Genomic DNA, 21,053 nt, shown 5'->3' with positions numbered 1-21,053 from the left:
TCTGAAGCGAGATAACCCAGATAGTATGGCAGATGGGCGCTTTGAATCCGGCGCTATTGAGGGTGAAACCCGACCGGGCGACGCCGTGTAGACTTAGCGACAGAGAATGAAAGACGACCGCGCCTTGGCCGTACTGTGCGCCAATGGGGACAGGGAAGCCTTTGACGAATTGGCGCGACGCTATCGCGACCGGGTTTACACCCTGGCGTTCAGAATGTTAGGCTCGGCGAGTCAAGCCGAGGACTTGACCCAGGATGCGCTGATGCGGGCGTACACACGGCTGGCTATGTACGATCCCGAGCGGCCGTTCGGAGTGTGGCTTCTAAACCTGACGGCGCGCCTGTGCTTGAACGCGATCAGGGATCGCAAGTCGGACATCGCCAAAGTCGAGCGATATGGCAAGGCTTGGCGGCCCGAAACAGGCGTGGACGAGCGCGTTGAGCAGCGCGAGCGGGAAAGAACTCTGCAGAGGTTGTTGCTTCGCTTGCAGCCGGATCATCGCGCAGCCGCTCTGCTGAGATATTGGGAGGGTTTGGACGTGGCAGAAGTAGCCCAAGCGCTGAACGCGCCGGTCGGAACGATCAAGACCTGGCTGTTCCGAGCAAGAGAGAATTTGAGAATCTGGCTGAAGGAAGAAGGGTGGCAAGAATGACGAACGATAGATGCGATTTGCAGCGCATTCACGACTACGCCGAAGGATATCTCGACCCGACCGAGGTAGCGCGAGCAGCCGAGCATTTGCGATCGTGCGAGAGCTGTCGCGAGGCAATGCGCGAGTGGCAAGCCGTGTCCGACTTTATCGCGGGCATGCCCGTATTGAACGCTCCGCCCGCACGGCCATATTGGACAGCAAGATCAGAAGTTTGGGCACCGATGCGAGCCGCCGCGCTTTGGCTGTTAGTTGCTTTGCCGGTTGCGTTGTCGATACAGTTTGCGCCAGATCGCCAAATGATCGCCGGGATAGCGGCAGACCCTCAACGATCGGTCGCTGCGCCCTTCGAATGGGTCAGCAACGGCGCCAATCACGCCTGGAGGTTGATCTCTCAATGGTAAACCGACTTCTACTGGTGGTGGCTTTTGCCGGGTTTGTTTCGAGCGCGAACGCCCAATCCGACGGCGCGGGGGCGCTGATCTGGCTCTTCCCATTCTTGGCCTATCCGATCATGGTCGGCTTTGGGCTGTTAAGCGTTTCATTGCGTTCGGAGCGCCACCATCTCGAGTTCAAGCGCGTCGTTCAGGACGGCAGCAAGAGTTTCTACGTAGGCCTGGGTCTGCTCGCCGTGCTGATCTTGATCGGAATCGCGCTTATCATGGTTTCGGAACAGATCAAGGGGCAGGGCGGCAATTCGGGTTTACCCGCGCTGTTCGGTCTGGCGACGTGGTTCGGGGCGTTGAGCATCGTCTTGATGGGCTGGGGCGCAGTAGCCACCGCGATCGGCGAGGGGATGGCTCGGGCGTTTGGGCGATCCGACGCATCGACCGGGGCACTGGTTCTGTTAGGCTCGATAGTGCCCGCGCTGATCGGCGGCGTACCGGTGATCGGCTGGGCGTTGATGGCCTACTGGCTCTGTCTGGCCGCGGGCGCTTGGTGGGGCGGGCGCTCTAATCCGATTCCGGCAAAAACGAACGATTAAATCGACCCATCGCCTGATCGATCGGCGTCGAAAGCCAGGCTTCGACGGCATCGGCGGCGTGCTCGATCGTCTCTTCTACAATGGGGCGCTCCGATTCCGAAAACTGCGACAGCACATGATCGACCATCTCATCGGACTGCCCCGGAGAGCCAATGCCGACCCGCAGCCGGGCGAACTCTTCTCCGCCAACCCAAGAGATGATCGACTTCATGCCTTTTTGTCCGCCGGACGAGCCGGATGCGCGGATGCGAAGCGTACCGACGGGCAGCGCCGCATCGTCGTAAACGATTAGAAGCGCGTCCAGGCCGACCGAATAATGCTTCATCAATTGCGAAACCGCCTCCCCGCTCAGGTTCATAAAGGTCATCGGCTGAGCAAGGATTACTTTATTGTCGCCAATCTTGCCCAGGCCATATCGGCTGCGGCATCGATGTTGGTCTAAAGCGATCCCATGACGCTTGGCCAAAGCGGAAACGACCCAGAATCCGACATTGTGCCGCGTGCCCGCATAGTCGGGGCCGGGGTTGCCCAATCCCACAATGAGGCGATCGACAGTCTCGCGTCGTTTGAAGCCAAGGCGCATGGCGGCGATTATACCGAGGCGGCCATGGGTACACTTGGCGATATGAACCCCGACGCGCTTTTGTACGGTCAGGATTCGAGCGAGCGAATCGTCGCGGTCGAGCCAAACGGCAGCGAGGCGATTCTCTATCGGCGCGAGCAAGGGGTTGTTTCGAAGGAAACGGCGCGCTTCGTGCCTTGGCTGATTGCGGACAGAAGAACCGACCTGCCCAAGTGCGCCTGGACGGAGCTGTCAATGCCCACTGCGCCTGTACCAGACCGTGGATATATCGCACAGCTGGCCGAGTTCGAAGATTGGGACGCATTCTTGAACGGGCGCCGCGCTCTGAGCGACCTGCGCGCGGAGATGATCGCTTATGCCTCGCCCGCCCGCAACTTCCTGGCGCGAACAGGCATCACGCTGTTCAAGGGAATGGCGTTCGACAATCTGCTTCGTATGCAAGTCGATCTTGAGACGGTCGATCTAAACCCCAAACCGCCCCAAAACCGAATCTTTATGATCGCTGTTCGCGATACTCAAGGGTTCGAAGAAGCGCTCGTGGGCGAGGAAACCGAGATTCTGGAAAGGTTTGTCGACCTGATACAGAAGCGCGACCCGGATACCATCGAGGGGCACAACCTCTTTGGTTTCGATGTCGGGTATCTGGCCGAGCGGGCGCGACAGTGCGGCGTGCCGCTCGCCTTGGGGCGAGACGGTTCGGCCATGACTTTCGGTCAACGACGCAACTGCCCGATCGGGCCGTACACTCGTTCTTTCGTGCCTGCATACGTGCACGGCCGGCATCTCTTGGATACCTATTTATCGCTGCAGCGATGGGATGCGGCGCGGGGCGACCTGGCGTCCTATGGCTTGAAGCCGGCGACCATCGCCTTGGGACTGGCCGAACCCGATCGGGTTTATCTGGAAGGCGCCGAACTGGCCGCTATCTACAAGAGCGACCCGGACAAGGTTACAAAGTACGCCGTGCAAGACGTGAGAGAGACCGCAAGACTGGCCGAGCTGACGCTGGCCACAGAGTTCTATCAAACCCAAGCGCTGCCCGAGAGTCTGCAAAACGTCGCGGTTACGGGCACGGGCGAGAAGGTCGATCTCCTGCTGACCCGAGCCTACTTGAGCCAAGGCACCGCCATGCCGCTGCCGGATGTTCCAAGAGGATTTCCGGGCGGATACACCGAGGCGCGGATCATCGGCCTCGCAAGACCGATCGTCAAAGCCGACGTGGAGAGCCTGTATCCCAGCATCATGTTGGAGTACGGAATCAAGCCGAGCGTGGACAGTTTGGACGCGTTCTTGCCGGCTCTTAAGACTCTGACCCAGCAGCGATTGGAAGCCAAGCGAAAGGCCAAGGAGGAAGGCGAGCAGGCAGCCTATTGGGACGGGTTGCAAGGCTCTTTGAAGGTTCTGATCAATTCCTTCTATGGCTACTTGGGCGGCCCCTTTCGGTTTAATGATTACAACGCGGCAGCGCGAGTTACCGTGCACGGCCAGCAGATCGTTAAGGACGCGGCAGAGCGACTAGAGAAACTGGGTTGTCAGGTGGTCGAAATCGATACGGACGGCATCTACTTCCGACCGCCCGACGCTGCAACGACAGAGGCGCAAGAAAGAGAACTCATCGCCAAGGCGGCGGAAGGCTTGCCTGAGTCCATCCGGCTGGTTCACGACGGGCGGTACAAAGGCATGCTCTCGCTAAAGATCAAGAACTACGTTTTAGAAAGCTACTTGGGCCACAAGATCTTCAAAGGCGCCTCGTTGCGAAACCGAGCAGACGAGCGATTTGGACGGGACTTTATCGCCGAGATGGTCGATGCGATCTTTCGAGAGGACCTTGACGGAATTACGACTATCTATCGCAACTATGCGACCAAGATCAAGAATGGCGAGTTTCCAGTCGATTCCTTGGCCAAGCGAGAGAGGGTTACGGCCAAGACCTTTCAAAGCAAGCGGTCTCGACCCGTGGTCGGCGATGCCAGCGTAGGCGAGTTTTTGAGGGTTTATGTGCGGCAGGGCAACGTGCTGGCAAGGATCGAGGAATACAAGAACGACGAGGATCGCGAAAAGTATCTGGATAAGCTTTACCGTTTCGCCAAGCGGCTGGAGGAGGCGATCCCTGAGTTCGACAAGCGGGTTCCGCCGCCCAAAGCGCTTTTCTCGGAGCAACAGAGCCTTTTCGAGTTATAATTAGTGAACAAACAGGCGAACTCATCGTCTACCCAACATGGGAGAATTTTTGTCCCCACACCAAAGGAGGTAGGTTATGTTTCGAAAAAGCTTAGTCTTGGGCCTTGTGGCCATGGCGACGTTCGCTTTCGCCATCGAGTGCAATGTTGACGGCGTGCACGGTTTTGGCGTGGCGGGAACGGAAGATCGACATGGCGAGTTTCGTCTGGCCGCCAAGCGAGTAACTTGTGGCGATCGGTCGCAGATCGACGGGCACTTTGTGTTCCGAACAGTCAATCGAGACCGCCGAGCCGCCATCGAGATTACGATGGTGCGTCTGGGTCGATTGGGCGTTGGCGAGGACACAGCCGAGTGGACGGGCCATGGCACGATGGTCGTTCGAACCCCTCAGGGCGTTCGACGAACGACCGGAGCCATTCAAGGTCGAGCCCATGATGCCGGCGAGGGCGATGATCCGGATTATCTGGGATTCACCTTTACGCCTGAGCGCGGCGAGCCGTATGCGTTCCGCGGCCCCGTCGTTCGCGGTAACATCGAAGTGTTCCATCGAACCTTTAGCCGCTAAGACCAGAGATCAGACTCAAGCATCGGCCGCTCCGCGCTATAAAGGCGTTGAGCGGCCTTCTTAGTTTCTGCCGGTTGGGCATTGGCGCTCAATGATCGCCGCTTTGGCCGAAACCGGCTCGATAGGCAGTTTTTTGGCCAAGTCGATGGCATCCCAGTTGCACGCAATGCAGATGGCCGCTCGGTAGATTCCTGGAAGCCCCCACCAGCCTAATAGCCATGTCGCCCAGGTCCAGCGGTAGCACAATCGCAGAGCGCATTCTCGACAGAGCCATCGGCGTTCCAATCGCCCCTTTCGAAAGGCCAAAAGGCAGATCTCGAAGCCGACGCGCATGTAGATCATCGGTTTGCACTGGCCGCATCGGCTGCAATAATCGGGGGCTCCGCGCCACTGCGGGTGCTTCCAATCGACCGGCAGCAAAAGGGGCGGGCTTTCAGAGATCATCTCGCTCAATTGTAACCCAACAATCGCGGTATGCGGGAATGCCGCACTCGGGGTCTCGCTCGCCCCTTGCAATGAGCGCATTGGCTTCGGGCCAGAAGGCCATGACCTGGCCCGGTTGAATCTCAGAGGCCCGCACGGCTAGGCGCAGCGCTCCCTGTTCGTTCGAGACTTTGACGAGATCGCCTTGCTCGATACCCTTGCTCATCATATCCTGCTCGTTCATCAGGATAGAGTTTCGATCGGCGCCGGCGGTCGAGTCGCGATCTTTGAACACCATGCTGTTGAACTGCTTGCCTCTGCGCGTGGTCAGGCGAAGCATGCCAGGACGCGCCTCGCTTTGCGGCATCGATATGACGACAAACCGAGCTCGGCCGTCTGCCCGGCCAAAGAAGTCGCGCTCGCAGAGCATCGGTCCGCCCCACTGAAACTGATCGCCCGCCTTGCTTAGATGCTGGATGCCGTCGTACATAGGGGCGGCTTGCGCAATCTCGGCCATGATCTCGGCCGGCGACGAAAAGGCTAGAGCCTTGGCGATCTCGGGGCGCGCCTTTGAGACCATCGCGCAGACGGCTCTCCACTCTTCGCGGGCTTCGATCACGCGCGGCCCGGAGACTTCTGGGCTGAATATGACCCGCCTTTCGGTAGAAGTTTCGGTGCCATAGGTCTCGTATCGAGCGGTGGCGGGCAGCAGGAGCACAGTGTCGGAGGGATCGACCAGCATCTGCGGATTGAGCACGATGTCGTGGTGGATTCGCAGCGGGATGTTGCCGATCGCCCTGCGGCAATGGCCAGGGTCGGGCAAAACGCTGGTGAGATTGCCGCCCGCGCAGTAAAGAACGTCCAGATCGCCGTTGTGCGCGGCGTCCACCATGTCGGCCACGAACAGTCCGGGTTCGGACGGGATGTCAAAGCCCCAGAGCGCTTCCAAATGGGCCCTTTCGTTCAGCGAGATCGCGCCGGGCAATCCGTTGGGCACAGCACCCATCTCTGCGCCGCCCTGAACCCCGGAATGTCCGCGAATCGGCATCAGCCCGCATCCAGGACGCCCCACCATGCCGCGGCTAAGACCAAGATTAACGATCGAGCGCACGTTGTCGGTACCGTGCGAATGCATAGTAACGCCCATCGACCAGACAAGAATCGCCTTTTCCGCCCTGCCATAGACCTCGGCAAACTGCTCGATCTCCGAACGAGAGCAGCCTGCACCGCGCTCAATCTCTTCCCACGGCGTTGAACTTATGCTCGCACGAATCTCTTCCCAGCCTTGGGTGCGGGACTGGATGAAGCCTTGGTCGATCAGATCGCTTTCGATCAGACTCTTCAGCGCCCCGGTCATAAAGGCGATGTCGCCGCCGACCCGAATGCCAAAGAAGAAATCGCCAATCTTTGTGCCCAAGAGGGCCGACTTGACGCTGGAAGGAACCCAGTATCGATCCAGCCCGGGCTCGCGATAGGGGTTGATCACTGCAACTTTCGCGCCTTTCTTCTTGGCCTGTTCCAGATACTTCATGAAGACCGGTTGGTTGTTCGCAGCGTCGCTACCGATCAGCACGATCAGATCGGTGTCGAACAAGTCCGTGTAGCTGCAAGTCGTGGCGCCGTAGCCGATCATCTGCTTGAGCGCGACAGAGCTGGGAGCATGGCAGATGCGAGCGGAGTTATCGACATTGTTCGTACCCAGCGCTCGCGCGGCTTTCTGTATCGCGTAATACGACTCGTTCAGCGTACCGCGAGAAACGACGTAGAACCCGATGCGATGGGGATCGGTCTGAGCAAGCCTTTCAGCCCCTATCGAGATCGCCTCGTCCCAATCGATCCGTCGAAAGCCTGCGTCTCCGTTGCGCCTCACCATGGGGGCGGGCAACCGACCCAGTTTTCTCAGATCCTTTTCCTTAAGGCGGACCATCTGCGAAACGTCCGATAGAATCTCCGGCTCGAACGGGGGCATCGTGTTCAGCCGCAACAGGTTCAGCCGAATCCAGCAAAGGTGAATGCCGGGGATTGTCCAATCCTTCATTCCGGCCGTGCCCAGAGCGCAACCGTCGCAGACGCCTTGGTTCAGAATGCGCCAAGCGTAGGGCAGTCGATCGCGATTCTCCCAAGCGGTGGAAACGATCTCGAAGAAAGAACCATAACGCCTTTCGAAGGCGCGCTTGAGGCTCATGGCTTTAGCGCACGGTGCGCCGGCGAATCCATTCGTACACCAACTTCCACTGCTCCGAGTTGGCGCCTTGCTGCCATCTGACGCCTCCGGCATGGCCAAATCCAGTATCCTCGTCTGTCTGCCGGGGAGAGATCGGCTTGAGCAGCATCAGGCTGCGGGAGGGGTCGTCCACATCGATCACTTTCAGCGCGTTGGCGTAGTTATGGCGGCTTTCTGCAAGGCCATACTGGCCGTTAGAGGGCAGCGGCTTGAGATTGAAGACGGCGTGCGTGTTGTGGCAGGTGGCGCAGGAGGATCCGTCCGAACCCAGCTCGACAAAGAGCGGTTCGACCTTCTCGCGATAGTAGTCGTAGTCCAAAAGTCCCTGCAAGGCGGCTGTCAGCTTCTCGCCCTGGATCCAGGCGTCCAGCGCTTCGGCCGACCAGACAACCTTCGAACCGCCGTGAGGCGCAGTCGCCATCTCCCGGAATTTGGCCTTAACAGCCAGGGTCGATTGATAATTGGTCAGCGTTTGCTGAAGGCTATAGCGGCCCTGCTCGTCCGGCGCCGCTATCAGATACCGGCCTCCCTTGCCTCGCTCACCGTGGCAGCTCATGCAACTCTCGCCATCGCGCTCTGCGGCCAAATCGGGCTGGATGAAGGCCGCAAAGTAGGTGAGGTCGGGCGCGTCGCTAGGAATGGTAACGAAAAGCGGCGCGCTTTCGGTCGGCGGCGCCTGATCGGTCTTCGGCGCTAGCGCAGCGATCTTTGGGCCTAGGCTCGGCTCGACCTTGGCCGTGTCGCTCAAAGCCTCAAAGGCTTTCGTTCTGTCGGCGTCTAATCGCCGAACGTACTCCATGAGCGTCTCGGCCGCGGCATTGCGCACGCGAGGATCATTGGACTTTGAAGCGACCATCGCGGCGGCCGGCAGGTCGGGATCGAGATGAAATCCTGCTTGTTCTCGCATTGCGGCAAGGCCTGCAATGGCGGTATCGGCATCGGCATGTTGGATCAAAGCGGGCAAATAGGCCGTCAGATCGCTGCCTTGCTTGGCCCACTCTCTGGCTAGCGAGAGAGCCTCCAGACGGGCGGTCTTGTCTTCGCCGGTCAGCAGTTGATAAACCTTCTTCTTCGCTTCCGGGTTCGATTCGGCCAGCCATCGGAGGTTCTTGACCGCTCTCGATCTCACTTCGGGCGCCGGATCGCTGCAAAGCTCTAGAATCCGGGCGCCCATTTCGGAAGACCGTGCTTTAGCATCTCTCAATAGCCAGTCCAGCGCGCCGATTTTGGCCTCTTTGACATCGCTGAGCAGAGACGCGGCGACCTCTTGGCGCACTTTTTCGCTCGCTTGCCAGTCGGCAACGGCCCAGGTTGCGACCAAAAGGAGTATGGAAACAACGAATGCGACACGGTTCTTCACGGCCTTATAGTTCCTCAAGAGGGCAGGCGCTTCCTGCCTCCGACCGCGCTCGCCGATGAATTTGTGAAATCCATCACAAGCCCCAGTGTTTTTGGCGCGAATCTCGCCTATAATATTGGGAGCATCTTTTTGAAAGGGAGATCGTACTCGACGCCATATGGTTAAAACTCTGTTGCGCCAGGACAACACCGTCGAGATCGAGTTGAGAGCCGTCCAGCGGCAGGTGAAGCTTCTGTCCGGTCAGCCGACCTCGGTCTGGACGTACGAAGCTCGCCGCATTCGCGGCGACGTATCGATCAAGCATTTAGACTCGTTTGTCGGGCCGGTTATTCGGGTTCGACGGGGTCAACGATTCATTGCTCGGTTCATCAACCAGATTTCCGAGACCACTACCGTGCATTGGCACGGGCTAAACGTGCCGGAGCACGCGGACGGCCATCCTAAGGACTCCGTGCCTCCGGGCGGCCAGCGAGTTTACGAGTTTGAGATCATCAATCGCGCCGGTACCTATTGGTTCCATCCGCACCCCGACATGCGCACAGGTCGGCACGTCTGGAACGGTTTGGCCGGGATGCTGATCGTGCGCGACGACGAAGAGCCCATAGAGCAACTGGACGATGTGGAAGACATGCCGATCATCTTGCAAGACCGCACGTTCAACGCCAGCAATCAGATCGTCTACAGCATCGTTGGCATGGAGGGCGCTCTGGGCAACCGCATCCTGGTCAACGGCCGCCCCAACTACGCCGCAAAGGTAACTCCATCGTGCTATCGGCTTAGGATTCTAAACGGTTCCAACACGCGGATTTACAAACTGGCTTTTGATAACATGCCGATGGTGGCGATCGGGACGGACGGCGGCTTGCTCCACCAGGCGGTAGAGAAACCGTACATCGCCCTCGCGCCTGGCGAACGAGTCGATCTCTGGGTCGATTTCAGTCGATTCCATCCCGGGCAGTCAGTGCCGCTCCGGAGCCTGCCCTTTAGCGCGACGGGCATCGGACAGGGCCCGTTGCCAAACGGCGCGGGATTCGAAGTTATGCGGTTCGACATCCGGCCGGGACACCGAGGCTATACGCGACTTCCTCGGCCGCTCGCATCGAAGATTCCGACTCCCGATCAGAAGGAAGCCGTCAACTATACGAATCCAAGGGCCTTGCCCATCAGCTTCGACCGCGGGCGGTTTTTATTAAACGGCGCTGCCTTCCGGCTGACCGAAGTGGCCAGCAACGAGCGTGTCCGACTAAAAGACACCGAGGTCTGGACGTTTGCCAACACGACGGGCACGATGATCATGCCGCATCCGATCCATTTGCACGGACCGTCGTTCCGCGTTATCGAGCGCACGATTCAAAACGTGCACCGGGCAAACTGGGAGGCCATGCGCGAAGGCTATACGGACGAAGGATGGAAGGACACGATCCTGCTCATGCCGGGCGAATCGGCCAAGATCCTGATCAACTTTGGTCCTTACGACGGCCTGTTCCTCTACCATTGCCACATGCTAGAGCACGAGGATCAGGGCATGATGCGGAACTATCTGGTCTATCGCTGATCGCTCATCGAGCGCTCGTACTTGGCGACCACCGCCTCGATCATGAGGGCGGGCGAGAACTGCTCGGATCCGTGCAGCACAATCTTGGACTTGACGTCGTCCCAAAACAGGCGAGCCAGACGCACATCGGCCTCCGGGTTCAGTTCGCTACGGCGATTCAGGTAGTCTCGAAGCGCGCGATACTCTTGAGGCGATATTCCTGAAACCGAGTAAACGGTCGTTTCTTGCGGGGTCGGCTCGGGCGGCAATCGCCAGATCGAGACACTGCTCGTTTGGACTTCGCGACCTTCCCGCACGACGATGGTTCCAGCGGCCAAATCGCCAATCCGTTGCCAGTAGCCATTAAAGAACGCGACCGTGCCGCCCAGGGCATAATAGGGCGGAAAAAAATCCACCAGTCGCAACAGTTCGCGGCTAAATGCGTTGAAAGGCTCGATCGGGCTGCCGTCCAAGCGGATGACGCGCAGGCCCATCCATCGTTTGCCGGGCGTCTGACCGTTCCAGGCGATCTCGAACCCGATGTAATAGGCGAACCACGCAACAAAGGCGCCCATCGTCCAGAAGGCCAATACCGCCTGCGTCGGCGCGTCCCAGGCCAAACTCTCAAAGATTCCTAAGAATAGGCCGATCCCAACCAAAGCAAGGCCGGCGACGAGCGCGATAATGGTATCGTCGATTGCGGCGGCAATGGCGCGAGTGCCCAAGCCGGCCAAACGATAGCGAATCTCAACCCGTTCGGGGCTTAGTATCGTGTAGTAGTAAGGCACGCCAGATTATGGCGCAATCTCCAACCACTCATCCCATAAGGTCGCCCTTGCTAACGCCAAATTCTTATATCGTCGCAAGAACTCGCCGGCAGATGGGAAATAGATGGAGACTCCATGAGAGTTCTGAACGCCGTTGTTGCCATGAACTTCGGCCAACACTGCGGCATCGATGCGCTGATGCAACATGCCGACCGCAACACCGATCTGGGCATCTCCTGTGCGCTGTCTGACCAAGTCGGTAACGTGCCGAAGGTCCTTATATTCGGTGTAAGACGAGTAGCTTTGTCCCTGCTGACGCGCCAGCGCCAGCTCTGATTGGTACTGGGGCCTTTTTGCAATCAGCAGACTGGCCAACTGATCCAGCGCGTCGGCAACGCTCTGAAGCTTAGAGGCGTCCAACACCGAGTGCGTGATGTTGCTGTTCTGCCCGTAGTGCTGGATGGTCTTGTTGACGATCGTCTCGGCAAACTCGATGGTAGACATGGCCGGGTTTTGCGCCAAGGGACGCATGAAAAGGTCATACGGGTAACCGGCTGCAGGGGGGCTCTCTTCGGAGCCGACGATCAGTTGGGCAACGTCCTTGCACTCGTAAGCGACCTCCAGCATTTGCATCAGCGAGGCGTCAAAGGCCAAAATGTCCAAGGGTTTTGTATCGGCCAGAGCGCCAGGCAGCTCCCATGTGTTGATCGAAGTGCCCAACTCGTCGTCGAACGACACGCCGCGCCCAAGCGGAGCAGGACGATGCGACCGCCAACCGGAGCCGTGGTTCCAAACGACCAGCATATACCGATCGGCCGGAAAATTGGTCTTGGCCCAAAGCACGAACTCTTTGAGCACATCGGCATTGCCCATGTCCACGCCCTGGCCCATGTCCTGCAACAACTGCGATCCGATCGCGTCGGTCTGATCGTGCTTAACCAGGTAGCGGCGAGTTCCAGTCCAGGTTCCGGGCTTTACAAATCGGCTGGCGCGCTTCCATTGCACCACCATCTTGACTTCGTCGTTGATGGCGGCCCGTTCCATCTGATTAACGTTTAGATCGCTAAACTCGTCCAGATCGTTGGCTGCGTTCAGAAACACCATGATCGTCCAGGTCGAGCCGGTTGGCGCGCGACCGCCGCCATCGGTGGTGCAGCCAGTCACGGCCAATATTGCAACGATCGCGATCAGGGAAAGAAAGAAACGCATCAATCGACCTCCGTCCACTCTATGACGCCCCAGTGCGGCCTATCGTTCCGGCAAATACGAATCACTCCGCGCCCAGCTCGGCCAGCGCTCGTTCGGTCTGCTCGGGCGTGGGGGCTTTGCCGTGAAACTCGTTATCGTTTTCCATGAAGCTGACGCCTTTGCCTTTGACCGTGTGGGCGATAATCATTTGGGGGCTGTCAGAGACGGTCTTTGCCCAGTCGAGCGCCTCGACGATCTGCTCCATATCGTGCCCGTCGATCTCTTTCACGCTCCATCCAAAGGCGCGCCACTTATCGGCCACAGGCTCGATCGACATGATCTGGCCGATGGCGCCGTCCAGCTGAAATCGGTTGTAGTCAAGGATCGCGGTCAAATTGTCTGCTTTGAAGTGCGATGCGGCCGCGGCGGCTTCCCAGATTTGGCCCTCTTGCGATTCGCCGTCGCCAATAAGCGTGTAGACGCGGTAACGCTCCGGCATGTTTCGCGCGGCCAATGCCTCGCCAATCGCGATCGACAACCCCTGACCTAGACTGCCGGTGGAGGCCTCGCAATAGGGCAAATCTTTTCTAGAAGGATGGCCCTGCAATCGACTATCGATGACTCGAAAGGTAAGCAGTTCCTGCTCGGCCAGCACGCCTGCCTCGGCCAAAGCGGCGTAAAGCGCCGGACATCCATGCCCCTTGCTGAGAATAAAGCGGTCTCTAGCGGACCAGTGCGGGTCTTTTGGATCCCAGCGCATGGCATAAAAAAACAGAGCGGCTACAATGTCTGCGGCAGAAAGCGAGCCCCCCGGATGACCGGAGTTGGCGTTGGCGATCATACGGATGCAGTGGACGCGCATGCGGCGGGCGGTCTCTTGGAGTTCGGCGATGGACATGGGGCTTGATTCTACTCGCTGCGTCAACGCGCAAGCCTCAAGAGCGCTTCGGAGACGCGCAGAGGGTCGTGCCGAACCAGGTCGCTTTCGGATATGAAGTTGCCCGCGATCGGTCGCCATCCCATCGAGCGCACCCGGTCTTGGTCGGCGACGACCAGGCGCTGGCCTACGTCTTCGTACTTTTGGAGGATCTGTTGGCTCGGCTGGGCGCTGTTCATCAACACATAGTCGAACACGCGCTTGCCGGCGTGCGCCTCGATGGTTCGAGCGTGATCCGAGGCGGTCAGGTTGTCGGTCTCGCCCGGCTGCGTCATGACGTTGCACACATAGACGCGAATCGCATCGGACGAAGCAAGCGCATCGGCCACGCCCTGCACCAAGAGGTTCGGGATGACGCTCGTAAAGAGACTGCCCGGGCCGATGACGACCAGATCGGCCTGACGGATGGCTTTGACGGCTTGATCGACGGCTTTGGCGTCGGGCGGATTAAGATACATGCGGCGAATTTTGCGAGGGTCGGCCACTATTCGGGTCTCGCCTTCTACAAAGGCTCCATCCTCCATTTCGGCCCTTAGCGTTACATGGTCCACCGTGGTGGGCAACACACGGCCTCGGATGGCTAGAACTTTGCCGATCTCCTGCACGGCCAGATCAAAGTCGCCGGTGATCTGCGTCATCGCCGCAATCAGCAGGTTGCCAAAACTGTGCCCGGCCAGATGCGTCGAGCCGGCGTCGAATCGAAACTGCAGGAGCGCGGTCATGGTCGGCTCCACATCGGCCAGCGCGACCAAACAGTTTCGAATGTCGCCCGGCGGCAAGACGTTTAGCTCCTCTCGCAATTTGCCCGACGAGCCGCCATCGTCCGTAACCGTTACAATGGCCGAAATGTTGGCCGTATGGCGCTTCAGACCGCGCAACAGGGTGCTCATGCCGGTGCCGCCGCCCAGCGCGACGATGCGCTTTCCCTGGGCGATCAAGCCATGACGCGCCATTATCTCGCTCGGCTTGCCGGGCGATCGAGGATTGAGCACTCTGACAAAGGCGTGCCAGAGGCGCAAAGTCGAGAACCAGGCGAGCGCCAGTCCGGCCAGAATGAAGGTGGCACCGACCGCGATCCGAGCGCTGCGCATCGGGTTTTCGCCCGGCATCGTATCCGCAACGCTCTTGATCAACGATGCAGAGGTCTGCTGGATCAGGTTTTGTGCGGCATCGCCCAGACTCAAGAAAAGCCCGGCCATCATGATGGCCAGGCCCAAGATCACCAGCGCTAGCCATCGCTTAACGCCAGTGCCGGGCAGTAGCCAGCGCCATTCGACGTTGCGCATGAGAGCCTACCGTCCGTCCATGTCGGCGTCTCGGTGTTCGACCGTAACAGGATAGCCGCGCTCATCGATGTGCTTCTTAAGTTTATCGGCTATGACGACCGAGCGATGCCTGCCGCCTGTGCATCCCACCGCAATGGTCAGATAGGCCTTGCCCTCGCGCTCGTATTCGGGAAGAGTGAAGTTCAGAAGATCGATCAACTTGTCCAAGAGCGCCCGCGAGCGCGGGTCTTTCATGACGAACTTGACGACCGAATCGTGCGTGCCGTTTAACGCCGAGAGTTTAGGCTCGTAGTACGGGTTGCTGAGAAAACGAACATCGAAGATCAGATCGGCATCGAGCGGCAAGCCGTGCTTGAAGCCAAACGAGACGATGCGCGCTCGAAGCGGATGGAGCGCGCTGGTCGGCGAGAGAAAAGCGAGCATGATCTCTCGCAACTTTTGGAGCGATAGAGTCGAGGTGTCGATGACCAAATTGGAGATGCTGCGCAACGGAGCGAGACGGTCGCGCTCTAGCTCGATCGCCTTCAAAATATCGGGTTGCTCGGCCGCCAATGGATGGGGGCGGCGCGTTTCTTTGAACCGGCGCAAAAGGATGTCGTCCGCACAGTCCAAGAAAAGCACCTTCCATTCGATGCCTAGGGCGCGGCACTGCGCCAATATGTCGGGCGACCGATCCAGATCGCTGCCGCTGCGCGTGTCCACCACGACGGCGATTCCTGTCTTGTCGGTTGCGCTTACGGTCAAAGAGGCCAGCAGCGCGGGCGGGAGGTTATCGATGCAGTAATAGCCCAGGTCTTCCAACACGTGCAGCGCGGCTGTTTTGCCCGCTCCAGAGACGCCCGTTACAACCAGACCGCCCGATATTGTCGCCGCCGACTTCTTTGGCATTTAGGCTCCTATTGTTTCTTTTCGTCGTCGAATCCGAGAATGCTCTTCAGGATGCCGTTGATCACGGTAACCATGATCGAGGCAAACAGCGCAGCCCAAAAGTTGCCGATCTTGAAATCGAACGGGCTCACGGCGAACACCATCCAAAAGAGCAGCACGTTGATGATCAATCCCGCGATGCCGAAAGTCATGCAGTTGATCGGTATAGTTAGCAGTTTGACAATGGGCGCAACGAACGCGTTGACCAATCCCAAAAGCAAAGCGACCAGTAAGTTTTCCTGCCACTTTTCGCTGGGCCGCATGTCGAGGCCGATCTTCTCCCCGATCCAGAATGCGGCGTAGACGGCAACGGCCATTACGATCCACTTTAGAATGGTTTTCAACTCTTTTCCCCCATCTAACAGGGCATTTTACCCGCGCAGGGTCAACCTTGTATCGGCCTGGCCACAGCGCGCGCGGGCGCCCCGTCGGCGTCTTTCAATTTAAGGGGCAAGACGATCAGGTCGTGCCAGCCTTCGTTCAGTTGGCCCAGGTCCAATCCCTCGACTATAATTGCGCCCGCCTTGCAAAGCGTCCAATGAGTCTCAGGACGCGCGCCGAACTTCTCGACGGACAGATAGTCGATGCCCACCAGACGAATGCCGCGCTCGACCAGCAGCGCCGCGCCATCGGGCGAAAGATAGGCGTGATCTTTGTCGAATTCGGAGCGCGACATCCCGCCCTCGTTGTCCGTCTTCAACAGTAGCCTCTCGCATTCGGGCGCTTTTTCTATCCTCTCCGCGTCAATCTCAATTCGGCCCCGAGCGTCCAGGACATAGGCCGGTCCGATCAGAGCGTCCAGAGAAAGTTCGTGCATCTTGATGCCCGAATCATCGAAGTGGAACGGCGCATCGACGTGCGTGCCCGCATGAGCGCTCATCTTGAGCGCCGAAAGGTTGCAGATGTCGCCGTCGGCAATCCTCATCGATTCAATCAGTTCAAACTGCTGATCGCCGGGATAGAGCGGGGTTTCTCCGCTCAGTAGCGCTGTGATGTCGATCCAGTTCATTCGATGATCTTGTAATAGCGACCCATCCAATAGGGCAGCAAGAAGGCCGCGCCGTCGTGCTCGCGCTTGCCGCTGCCGCCGCCGTCCAGTCGATAGGGATTGCCGTTCCATTGCATAACGGCGCGCTCGGCATAGGAAACGGGAACGACTGATTGCTTCTCTCCAAATCGGCCCGGACCGTTGGCAACCGTAACGTCGGCGCGGTGGCTGTTCTTGGCCGCCCAATCGCGCAAGTCCCAAGGCCACTCTTGCAGGGTTCGCACGGAGGCTTCAACATCGCACGCTTGGCCGGTAATGGCGCCAAAGATAAAGTTGGTAAAGGGCGAGCGCTCGGGCCGCTCGATCTGCCAGCTTCGCTCTAAGCTCATCATCCAGATTTTTCGATAAGCCGGGGCTTTCTCAGACAGGCCGACTCGGTAGTAGCCCAACCAAGCCAGCTCGTCGTCCGAGTGGTTGATCTCGAACGGCGCGAGCGCCTTCTGATGGATAGCGTTAAGCAGATAGCGGTGCTTGTGGATAAGCTTTTCGTACTCGGCGCGATACTTGGGATCGCCGGTCATATGATGCGCGGTCAACAGATAACTGAGCATGGAGAGCGAATTGAGCCCGCGCTCCTCTTCCCAGATCGGGTCGTCGTTGATAGATTCGGGGTCGAAGATTGCCCAGCGCGTGGGCTTGCCGTCCTTGTCGATCAATCGATAGTTGTTGGATAGCAGATGGTCGATGATGCGCCGGACCAGCGCCTGCAACTCCGACTTCTCACGATCATCGGCCACCAGATCATGATAGACGCCTAATACGTAGAAATGCCCGTCCAACTCGTCCGAACTGGTGTCGCCCTTCCAAATGTAGTTCGGGTCGACGGGCGACTCGTGCCACTCGCCATGAGACTGAAAGTAGTTAGTCTCGTCTTTGCGGATGACGGAGCGGGCGGGAAAGCCGGAGATGCCGGTCAATCGCTCCAAATCCCGGATCGCCCGCATCGACTTTTGCGCTAGGCTTTTGGCCGTCGGGTCGCCCGTTACGGCATATCGATAGCTTTGAGCGGCGCAATAGAGCGCCGTCCATAGGCCGTCGTTGTCGCTGGCTTCGATCTTGAACTTGGACGGGTCGTCGGCGTTTTCGAACTCGCAAACGGTAACGTAGCCGTTGCGATTGTGGCGGGCTGCGGTGATCGCTTCGTAATGATCGGCCTTTTGTTGCAGCGTCATGGGGCGAGATTCGATGCGAGCGACGCCGCCCTCGGTCGCCAAGTAGGCGACGCCCGAGGAGTCTATCGCGATGCTGCGCACATCGTTCCCCGGCATCCAACGGCGACCCCAGAAGAAGCTCCAGCGCCCGTTGCGCAGCCGCGCCGCTCCGTCGGACGATCCGATCCACACGTCGCCGTTCGGGCCGACGGCAATGCATCTAACTTCTTTGATAGGTACGCCGTCCTCGCCGCGAAACGTCTTCCACCAACCGTCTCCATCCGCCATCAGAAGCCCGTCTCGCGTGCCGATCCAGACGAAGCCGGCCGGGTCGGCCGCTGCGCAGAGAAAGTTGTCGTCGTAAAAGCGATTGCGATGGTCGTTGATGGAGACTAAGACCCAATCCTCGCCGTCCCTTCGGTACAGTTCTTTCATCAGTTCGCCTTCGCAAAAAGCGAAGAGCCGTTGACGATGGTCGGTAAAGGCAAATCGGTAGGCGCGCTTGTCCGGCGGCGCGATCTCTCGCCCTTCCCAAACAAGCTTGCCCGACGCAACGAGAGGCGCCGGCAATGATGATTGAGTCGGTTGCCACCGATCGCCCTTCAAAACCGCTCGTCCAGCGTCCGTCTGAACAATCACGCCTTCTTCGGCAAGGCCGATCCCGGAGCAAACGTTCGAAGGCAGCCCATCGCGAATGGTGTAGATCGCCGCGATGTCTTGAAGAAAGGGCTCCGTCTTGAAGGTCGCGCGATCAATCGCCATTGCCAGCATCCATGCGAGCAGCATTCCTCATCTCCTTATCTAAGCAAAGCCAAGGGCGCTGTGGCTCCTGTGTACGTTACCGTGGCGCTGGTCAGGTATCTTGCGCCTTGGCCGTCCGTCGCCAGCACGCCCGAAATAGCGACCACATCTCCCGCCACCCAAGGCAAAGCGGTTGCCTGGGGCAAAACTCGGACATTCCGTCCTCTATACTGATCGCTGACCCAGATAGCGCCCGAACCGTTATTGCCCGTCATGACGTTGCACATCGCTACGATAACGCGCGTCCCGTCCGATAAAAGCTCAGCCTCTTTGAGGCTCGCTGCCCGAATGGCGCTGCCGGTCGAACCTATGACAAAGTCGGTGTTCCATAGTTGCCCCGGCTCGGGAGCGTTCTTGGTGGCGATGGCCGATCCGACCCCGGCCTTGGTAACCGAGATCATGTAACTGCCCGGCTCTAAATCGACCGCGGCGTATTGGCCGCATCCGTCGGTCGTCAGGGTCCGAACGGCTACGCTGTTGCGATAGAGCGTTACCGTCGCGTTATCGACCCAGCTCATGTCGGAGGCTTGCACGACGCATCCCCTTAGCGCGACCTTCGTCGGGCTGGTCTTCCATGGCATCTCGGGCGTCGGAACAAAGCTGCCAAACTTTTGCGCCAGCGCAGAGTAGAAGGTCGAGTTGTACCATTGCGTGTTACCGTTCAAAGTGTTGCACGCGGCATAGGAGTAGAAGGTCAGGCCAACGGGCGAATTGCCGCCAGCCGTTGGCAGCCTCGCCTGGTCGATCTGCGTCATGGTGTTGCTGATCGTGTTCAGGTAGTTCCCCAGCCCAATGGTCGCTTGGCGGCCGTATTGCCGGTCCTTGATGAAGGCGATCCAGTTGGCGTAGTAGTTGGGATACTGGCTCTGATTGTAGTAGCACATCGGCATTCCGGTGTCAAGGATGCCCTCTTGCATCCAGGATCGCCAATCTTGAAACACCGAACTGTAGGCCGAAGAAGAAAGCCAGCCATTGTCGCTCGTCGGTCCGTTGCCCCATGTGATCAGCGCCGCGCTGACGTTGACATAGGGCTTGATCGCGAGGCTGTTGGCGTAGATTCGGCGCATCAGCGCGGTTACTTGGTCGCGCCGCCACTGTAGCCATTGCGGATCGTTGGTCGCGGGCGAGCCGGATCGACCGTGCTTGGCGTTGAACCGAGCGACGCTAACGGGGTTATAGCCCCAAGCCGTGCCCATGTATCGAATATAGTCCATATGGACGCCGTCCACGTCGTATCGGCGCAGCACGTCCATCACGACGCGAAAGAACTGATCGGCGCCCGCCGGATGGCCAAAATCGATTGCAAGGCCAGAACCCGTGTCTGTGCTGCCCGCGTTGTTCTGCGTTACAGCCTCGGGGATTCGATTGAGCACATGGGTCGCTTGGGTCGGCCAAGTCGTTGTGTTATGAACGAGATGAACGACGAACCAAGCGTGGACTTCGATTCGAGGAAAGCCTGTGCGAGCTCTTAAGATTAAGTAGGCTAGAGGATCGAAGCCCGAGGCGACGTTGGAGTTCTTGGGCTCGTAGAGCGAGTTGTAGAAGGCGTCTCCTCGGCGACGGGCCTGCACGACCACCGCGTTGCAGTTAGCCGACCGCACCCGCTGCAGCATCTGATCGACTTGGGTCGCATTGTTCAAGGCTTCGTGCCAGGTGTCCGCCCAAAAAGCGCGCATCTCCGGCGGCTGTGCATGGCCGACCGCCGAAACCAACAGCAAAATACAAGAGACGATAACCGTTTTCATTTTTCCTCCTAACCGCGCTGCAGCATTACCGAAACGTCCATCCAGATCGAGACCGCCCAATGGGCGATAAAGCAGGGCAAAAACGACTTGGTCCTTACCGCGACCATCCCCAACACAAGCCCGGCGCCAAAGGAGCCGAAAACTTCCAGCCACGGCTTGCCGATGTGCATGACGGCAAATGCAACGGCCTGCGCCAACACTGCCCAAACGCCCCAAGATGGGTACAGTCCAAGCGCTAGGAAGCCCCTAAAAAAGAACTCCCAGCAAAACATGTAAAATCCGTAGACTGCCCAAAAGTATATCGCGAATTGCCAGCCTTGCAGCGCGCGGCGGTCGATCGGGTAGTAATTTTGAAACTCCTGACGGCCCGCTGCGAACCAGACAATGGGCAACATGACGGCAACCATGACCGCCGCCAACCCCCATCCCGTTCGAGGATCGAACGCCTGCAAACCAAAAGCCTGTTCGTTCGACCGCCAGCACACGAATATGGGCGCTAGCAGCGCGATGCAGTTGATCAGCAGGTATTCCTCCAACGTGCGATAGTTTTGCGCTCCGCCAGGTGCGATCCAACTGGCAAAGGACATCGGCTGACGGTTGTAAAGAAAGAGAAAGACCAGGGTTAGCAAACCGAGCGCAGCGATTAGATAGGGCGACTGCGGACGGTTTGCGTTCGGCTCTCGATCCATTCTTTCAGAC

The 21,053-nt window shown here is 58.8% G+C and carries 20 protein-coding genes; 6 read left to right on the top strand and 14 right to left on the bottom strand.

Annotated elements, in window-relative coordinates:
* Nucleotides 1-106: 106 nt before the first annotated feature.
* Genes HUU60_00375 through HUU60_00365 form a run of 3 tightly spaced genes read left to right on the top strand, consistent with a single transcriptional unit; the run spans nucleotide 107 to nucleotide 1,634 of the window.
* Nucleotides 107-652, top strand: coding sequence for a sigma-70 family RNA polymerase sigma factor (locus HUU60_00375; GenBank protein NUL81162.1), 546 nt, complete (start codon nucleotides 107-109; stop codon nucleotides 650-652).
* The gene (locus HUU60_00370; protein NUL81161.1) at nucleotides 649-1,053 is read left to right on the top strand and encodes a zf-HC2 domain-containing protein; all 405 of its coding nucleotides are present in this window, start codon (nucleotides 649-651) and stop codon (nucleotides 1,051-1,053) included. The genes HUU60_00375 and HUU60_00370 overlap by 4 nt, the downstream gene beginning before the upstream one ends.
* Nucleotides 1,047-1,634 carry a hypothetical protein gene (locus tag HUU60_00365; GenBank protein NUL81160.1) on the top strand — a complete coding sequence of 196 codons (588 nt, stop codon included), beginning with the start codon at nucleotides 1,047-1,049 and terminating at the stop codon, nucleotides 1,632-1,634. Before HUU60_00370 ends, HUU60_00365 begins: the two co-directional genes overlap by 7 nt.
* Here the strand turns inward: HUU60_00365 and HUU60_00360 are convergent.
* Nucleotides 1,603-2,217: an aminoacyl-tRNA hydrolase gene (locus HUU60_00360; protein NUL81159.1), complete on the bottom strand. Its 615-nt coding sequence runs from the start codon at nucleotides 2,215-2,217 to the stop codon at nucleotides 1,603-1,605. The two genes, HUU60_00365 and HUU60_00360, sit on opposite strands and share 32 nt — an antisense overlap.
* 24 nt (nucleotides 2,218-2,241) lie before the next feature.
* Between HUU60_00360 and HUU60_00355 the strand changes: the two genes are divergently transcribed.
* Both HUU60_00355 and HUU60_00350 read left to right on the top strand, forming a co-directional pair.
* On the top strand, nucleotides 2,242-4,398 hold the full coding sequence (locus HUU60_00355) for a DNA polymerase (GenBank protein ID NUL81158.1): 2,157 nt from the start codon (nucleotides 2,242-2,244) through the stop codon (nucleotides 4,396-4,398).
* A 76-nt stretch (nucleotides 4,399-4,474) separates the two neighbouring features.
* Entirely contained in the window at nucleotides 4,475-4,963 is a 489-nt protein-coding gene (locus tag HUU60_00350) for a hypothetical protein (GenBank protein ID NUL81157.1), read from the top strand.
* 60 nt (nucleotides 4,964-5,023) lie between these two features.
* Here HUU60_00350 and HUU60_00345 read toward each other — a convergent pair whose 3' ends face one another.
* From HUU60_00345 to HUU60_00335, 3 genes are read right to left on the bottom strand one after another with little or no spacing between them, the layout of a single operon-like run.
* On the bottom strand, nucleotides 5,024-5,407 hold the full coding sequence (locus tag HUU60_00345) for a hypothetical protein (GenBank protein NUL81156.1): 384 nt from the start codon (nucleotides 5,405-5,407) through the stop codon (nucleotides 5,024-5,026).
* Nucleotides 5,397-7,571: an FdhF/YdeP family oxidoreductase gene (locus HUU60_00340; GenBank protein NUL81155.1), complete on the bottom strand. Its 2,175-nt coding sequence runs from the start codon at nucleotides 7,569-7,571 to the stop codon at nucleotides 5,397-5,399. The genes HUU60_00345 and HUU60_00340 overlap by 11 nt, the downstream gene beginning before the upstream one ends.
* A 4-nt stretch (nucleotides 7,572-7,575) precedes the next feature.
* Nucleotides 7,576-8,988, bottom strand: a complete 1,413-nt coding sequence (locus tag HUU60_00335; GenBank protein ID NUL81154.1) for a hypothetical protein — start codon at nucleotides 8,986-8,988, stop codon at nucleotides 7,576-7,578.
* Nucleotides 8,989-9,127: 139 nt separating this feature from the next.
* Here HUU60_00335 and HUU60_00330 point away from each other — a divergent pair, with 139 nt between their 5' ends.
* Nucleotides 9,128-10,525: a multicopper oxidase domain-containing protein gene (locus HUU60_00330; GenBank protein NUL81153.1), complete on the top strand. Its 1,398-nt coding sequence runs from the start codon at nucleotides 9,128-9,130 to the stop codon at nucleotides 10,523-10,525.
* On the opposite strand, the gene HUU60_00325 is transcribed toward HUU60_00330, so the two are convergent.
* The 10 genes from HUU60_00325 to HUU60_00280 all read right to left on the bottom strand — a co-directional run bounded on the left by HUU60_00325 (nucleotide 10,516) and on the right by HUU60_00280 (nucleotide 21,043).
* Nucleotides 10,516-11,292 (bottom strand): RDD family protein, encoded by a 777-nt coding sequence (locus HUU60_00325; protein ID NUL81152.1) that lies wholly within the window; start codon nucleotides 11,290-11,292, stop codon nucleotides 10,516-10,518. The two genes, HUU60_00330 and HUU60_00325, sit on opposite strands and share 10 nt — an antisense overlap.
* Nucleotides 11,293-11,298: 6 nt before the next feature.
* On the bottom strand, nucleotides 11,299-12,480 hold the full coding sequence (locus HUU60_00320) for a hypothetical protein (GenBank protein ID NUL81151.1): 1,182 nt from the start codon (nucleotides 12,478-12,480) through the stop codon (nucleotides 11,299-11,301).
* Between the two features lie 61 nt (nucleotides 12,481-12,541).
* Nucleotides 12,542-13,357 (bottom strand): transketolase, encoded by an 816-nt coding sequence (locus HUU60_00315; GenBank protein NUL81150.1) that lies wholly within the window; start codon nucleotides 13,355-13,357, stop codon nucleotides 12,542-12,544.
* A gap of 23 nt (nucleotides 13,358-13,380) precedes the next feature.
* The gene (locus HUU60_00310; GenBank protein ID NUL81149.1) at nucleotides 13,381-14,682 is read right to left on the bottom strand and encodes a YvcK family protein; all 1,302 of its coding nucleotides are present in this window, start codon (nucleotides 14,680-14,682) and stop codon (nucleotides 13,381-13,383) included.
* A 6-nt stretch (nucleotides 14,683-14,688) separates the two neighbouring features.
* Nucleotides 14,689-15,570 (bottom strand): RNase adapter RapZ, encoded by an 882-nt coding sequence (gene rapZ / locus HUU60_00305; GenBank protein NUL81148.1) that lies wholly within the window; start codon nucleotides 15,568-15,570, stop codon nucleotides 14,689-14,691.
* An 8-nt stretch (nucleotides 15,571-15,578) separates the two neighbouring features.
* Nucleotides 15,579-15,953, bottom strand: coding sequence for a phage holin family protein (locus HUU60_00300; protein NUL81147.1), 375 nt, complete (start codon nucleotides 15,951-15,953; stop codon nucleotides 15,579-15,581).
* Between the two features lie 41 nt (nucleotides 15,954-15,994).
* Nucleotides 15,995-16,618 (bottom strand): cyclase family protein, encoded by a 624-nt coding sequence (locus HUU60_00295; protein NUL81146.1) that lies wholly within the window; start codon nucleotides 16,616-16,618, stop codon nucleotides 15,995-15,997.
* Entirely contained in the window at nucleotides 16,615-18,594 is a 1,980-nt protein-coding gene (locus tag HUU60_00290; protein ID NUL81145.1) for a hypothetical protein, read from the bottom strand. The genes HUU60_00295 and HUU60_00290 overlap by 4 nt, the downstream gene beginning before the upstream one ends.
* Before the next feature lie 11 nt (nucleotides 18,595-18,605).
* Nucleotides 18,606-20,354 carry a family 10 glycosylhydrolase gene (locus HUU60_00285; protein NUL81144.1) on the bottom strand — a complete coding sequence of 583 codons (1,749 nt, stop codon included), beginning with the start codon at nucleotides 20,352-20,354 and terminating at the stop codon, nucleotides 18,606-18,608.
* 8 nt (nucleotides 20,355-20,362) lie between these two features.
* Nucleotides 20,363-21,043, bottom strand: coding sequence for a CPBP family intramembrane metalloprotease (locus tag HUU60_00280; protein ID NUL81143.1), 681 nt, complete (start codon nucleotides 21,041-21,043; stop codon nucleotides 20,363-20,365).
* Nucleotides 21,044-21,053 lie beyond the last annotated feature (10 nt).

The sequence above is a fragment of the Armatimonadota bacterium genome (assembly GCA_013359125.1).
GTDB lineage: Bacteria > Armatimonadota > Fimbriimonadia > Fimbriimonadales > GBS-DC > JABWCR01.
Note: the sequence above shows the minus strand (reverse complement) of the source record. Positions and strands in the feature narration are given on the sequence as shown.

Coding starts and splice junctions, on each gene's coding strand:
- HUU60_00375 (NUL81162.1), top strand. CDS start 107: ATGAAAGACGACCGCGCCTTGGCCGTACTGTGCGCCAATGGGGACAGG.
- HUU60_00370 (NUL81161.1), top strand. CDS start 649: ATGACGAACGATAGATGCGATTTGCAGCGCATTCACGACTACGCCGAA.
- HUU60_00365 (NUL81160.1), top strand. CDS start 1,047: ATGGTAAACCGACTTCTACTGGTGGTGGCTTTTGCCGGGTTTGTTTCG.
- HUU60_00360 (NUL81159.1), bottom strand. CDS start 2,217: ATGCGCCTTGGCTTCAAACGACGCGAGACTGTCGATCGCCTCATTGTG.
- HUU60_00355 (NUL81158.1), top strand. CDS start 2,242: ATGGGTACACTTGGCGATATGAACCCCGACGCGCTTTTGTACGGTCAG.
- HUU60_00350 (NUL81157.1), top strand. CDS start 4,475: ATGTTTCGAAAAAGCTTAGTCTTGGGCCTTGTGGCCATGGCGACGTTC.
- HUU60_00345 (NUL81156.1), bottom strand. CDS start 5,407: ATGATCTCTGAAAGCCCGCCCCTTTTGCTGCCGGTCGATTGGAAGCAC.
- HUU60_00340 (NUL81155.1), bottom strand. CDS start 7,571: ATGAGCCTCAAGCGCGCCTTCGAAAGGCGTTATGGTTCTTTCTTCGAG.
- HUU60_00330 (NUL81153.1), top strand. CDS start 9,128: ATGGTTAAAACTCTGTTGCGCCAGGACAACACCGTCGAGATCGAGTTG.
- HUU60_00320 (NUL81151.1), bottom strand. CDS start 12,480: ATGCGTTTCTTTCTTTCCCTGATCGCGATCGTTGCAATATTGGCCGTG.
- HUU60_00315 (NUL81150.1), bottom strand. CDS start 13,357: ATGTCCATCGCCGAACTCCAAGAGACCGCCCGCCGCATGCGCGTCCAC.
- HUU60_00310 (NUL81149.1), bottom strand. CDS start 14,682: ATGCGCAACGTCGAATGGCGCTGGCTACTGCCCGGCACTGGCGTTAAG.
- rapZ (NUL81148.1), bottom strand. CDS start 15,570: ATGCCAAAGAAGTCGGCGGCGACAATATCGGGCGGTCTGGTTGTAACG.
- HUU60_00295 (NUL81146.1), bottom strand. CDS start 16,618: ATGAACTGGATCGACATCACAGCGCTACTGAGCGGAGAAACCCCGCTC.
- HUU60_00290 (NUL81145.1), bottom strand. CDS start 18,594: ATGCTGCTCGCATGGATGCTGGCAATGGCGATTGATCGCGCGACCTTC.
- HUU60_00285 (NUL81144.1), bottom strand. CDS start 20,354: ATGAAAACGGTTATCGTCTCTTGTATTTTGCTGTTGGTTTCGGCGGTC.
- HUU60_00280 (NUL81143.1), bottom strand. CDS start 21,043: ATGGATCGAGAGCCGAACGCAAACCGTCCGCAGTCGCCCTATCTAATC.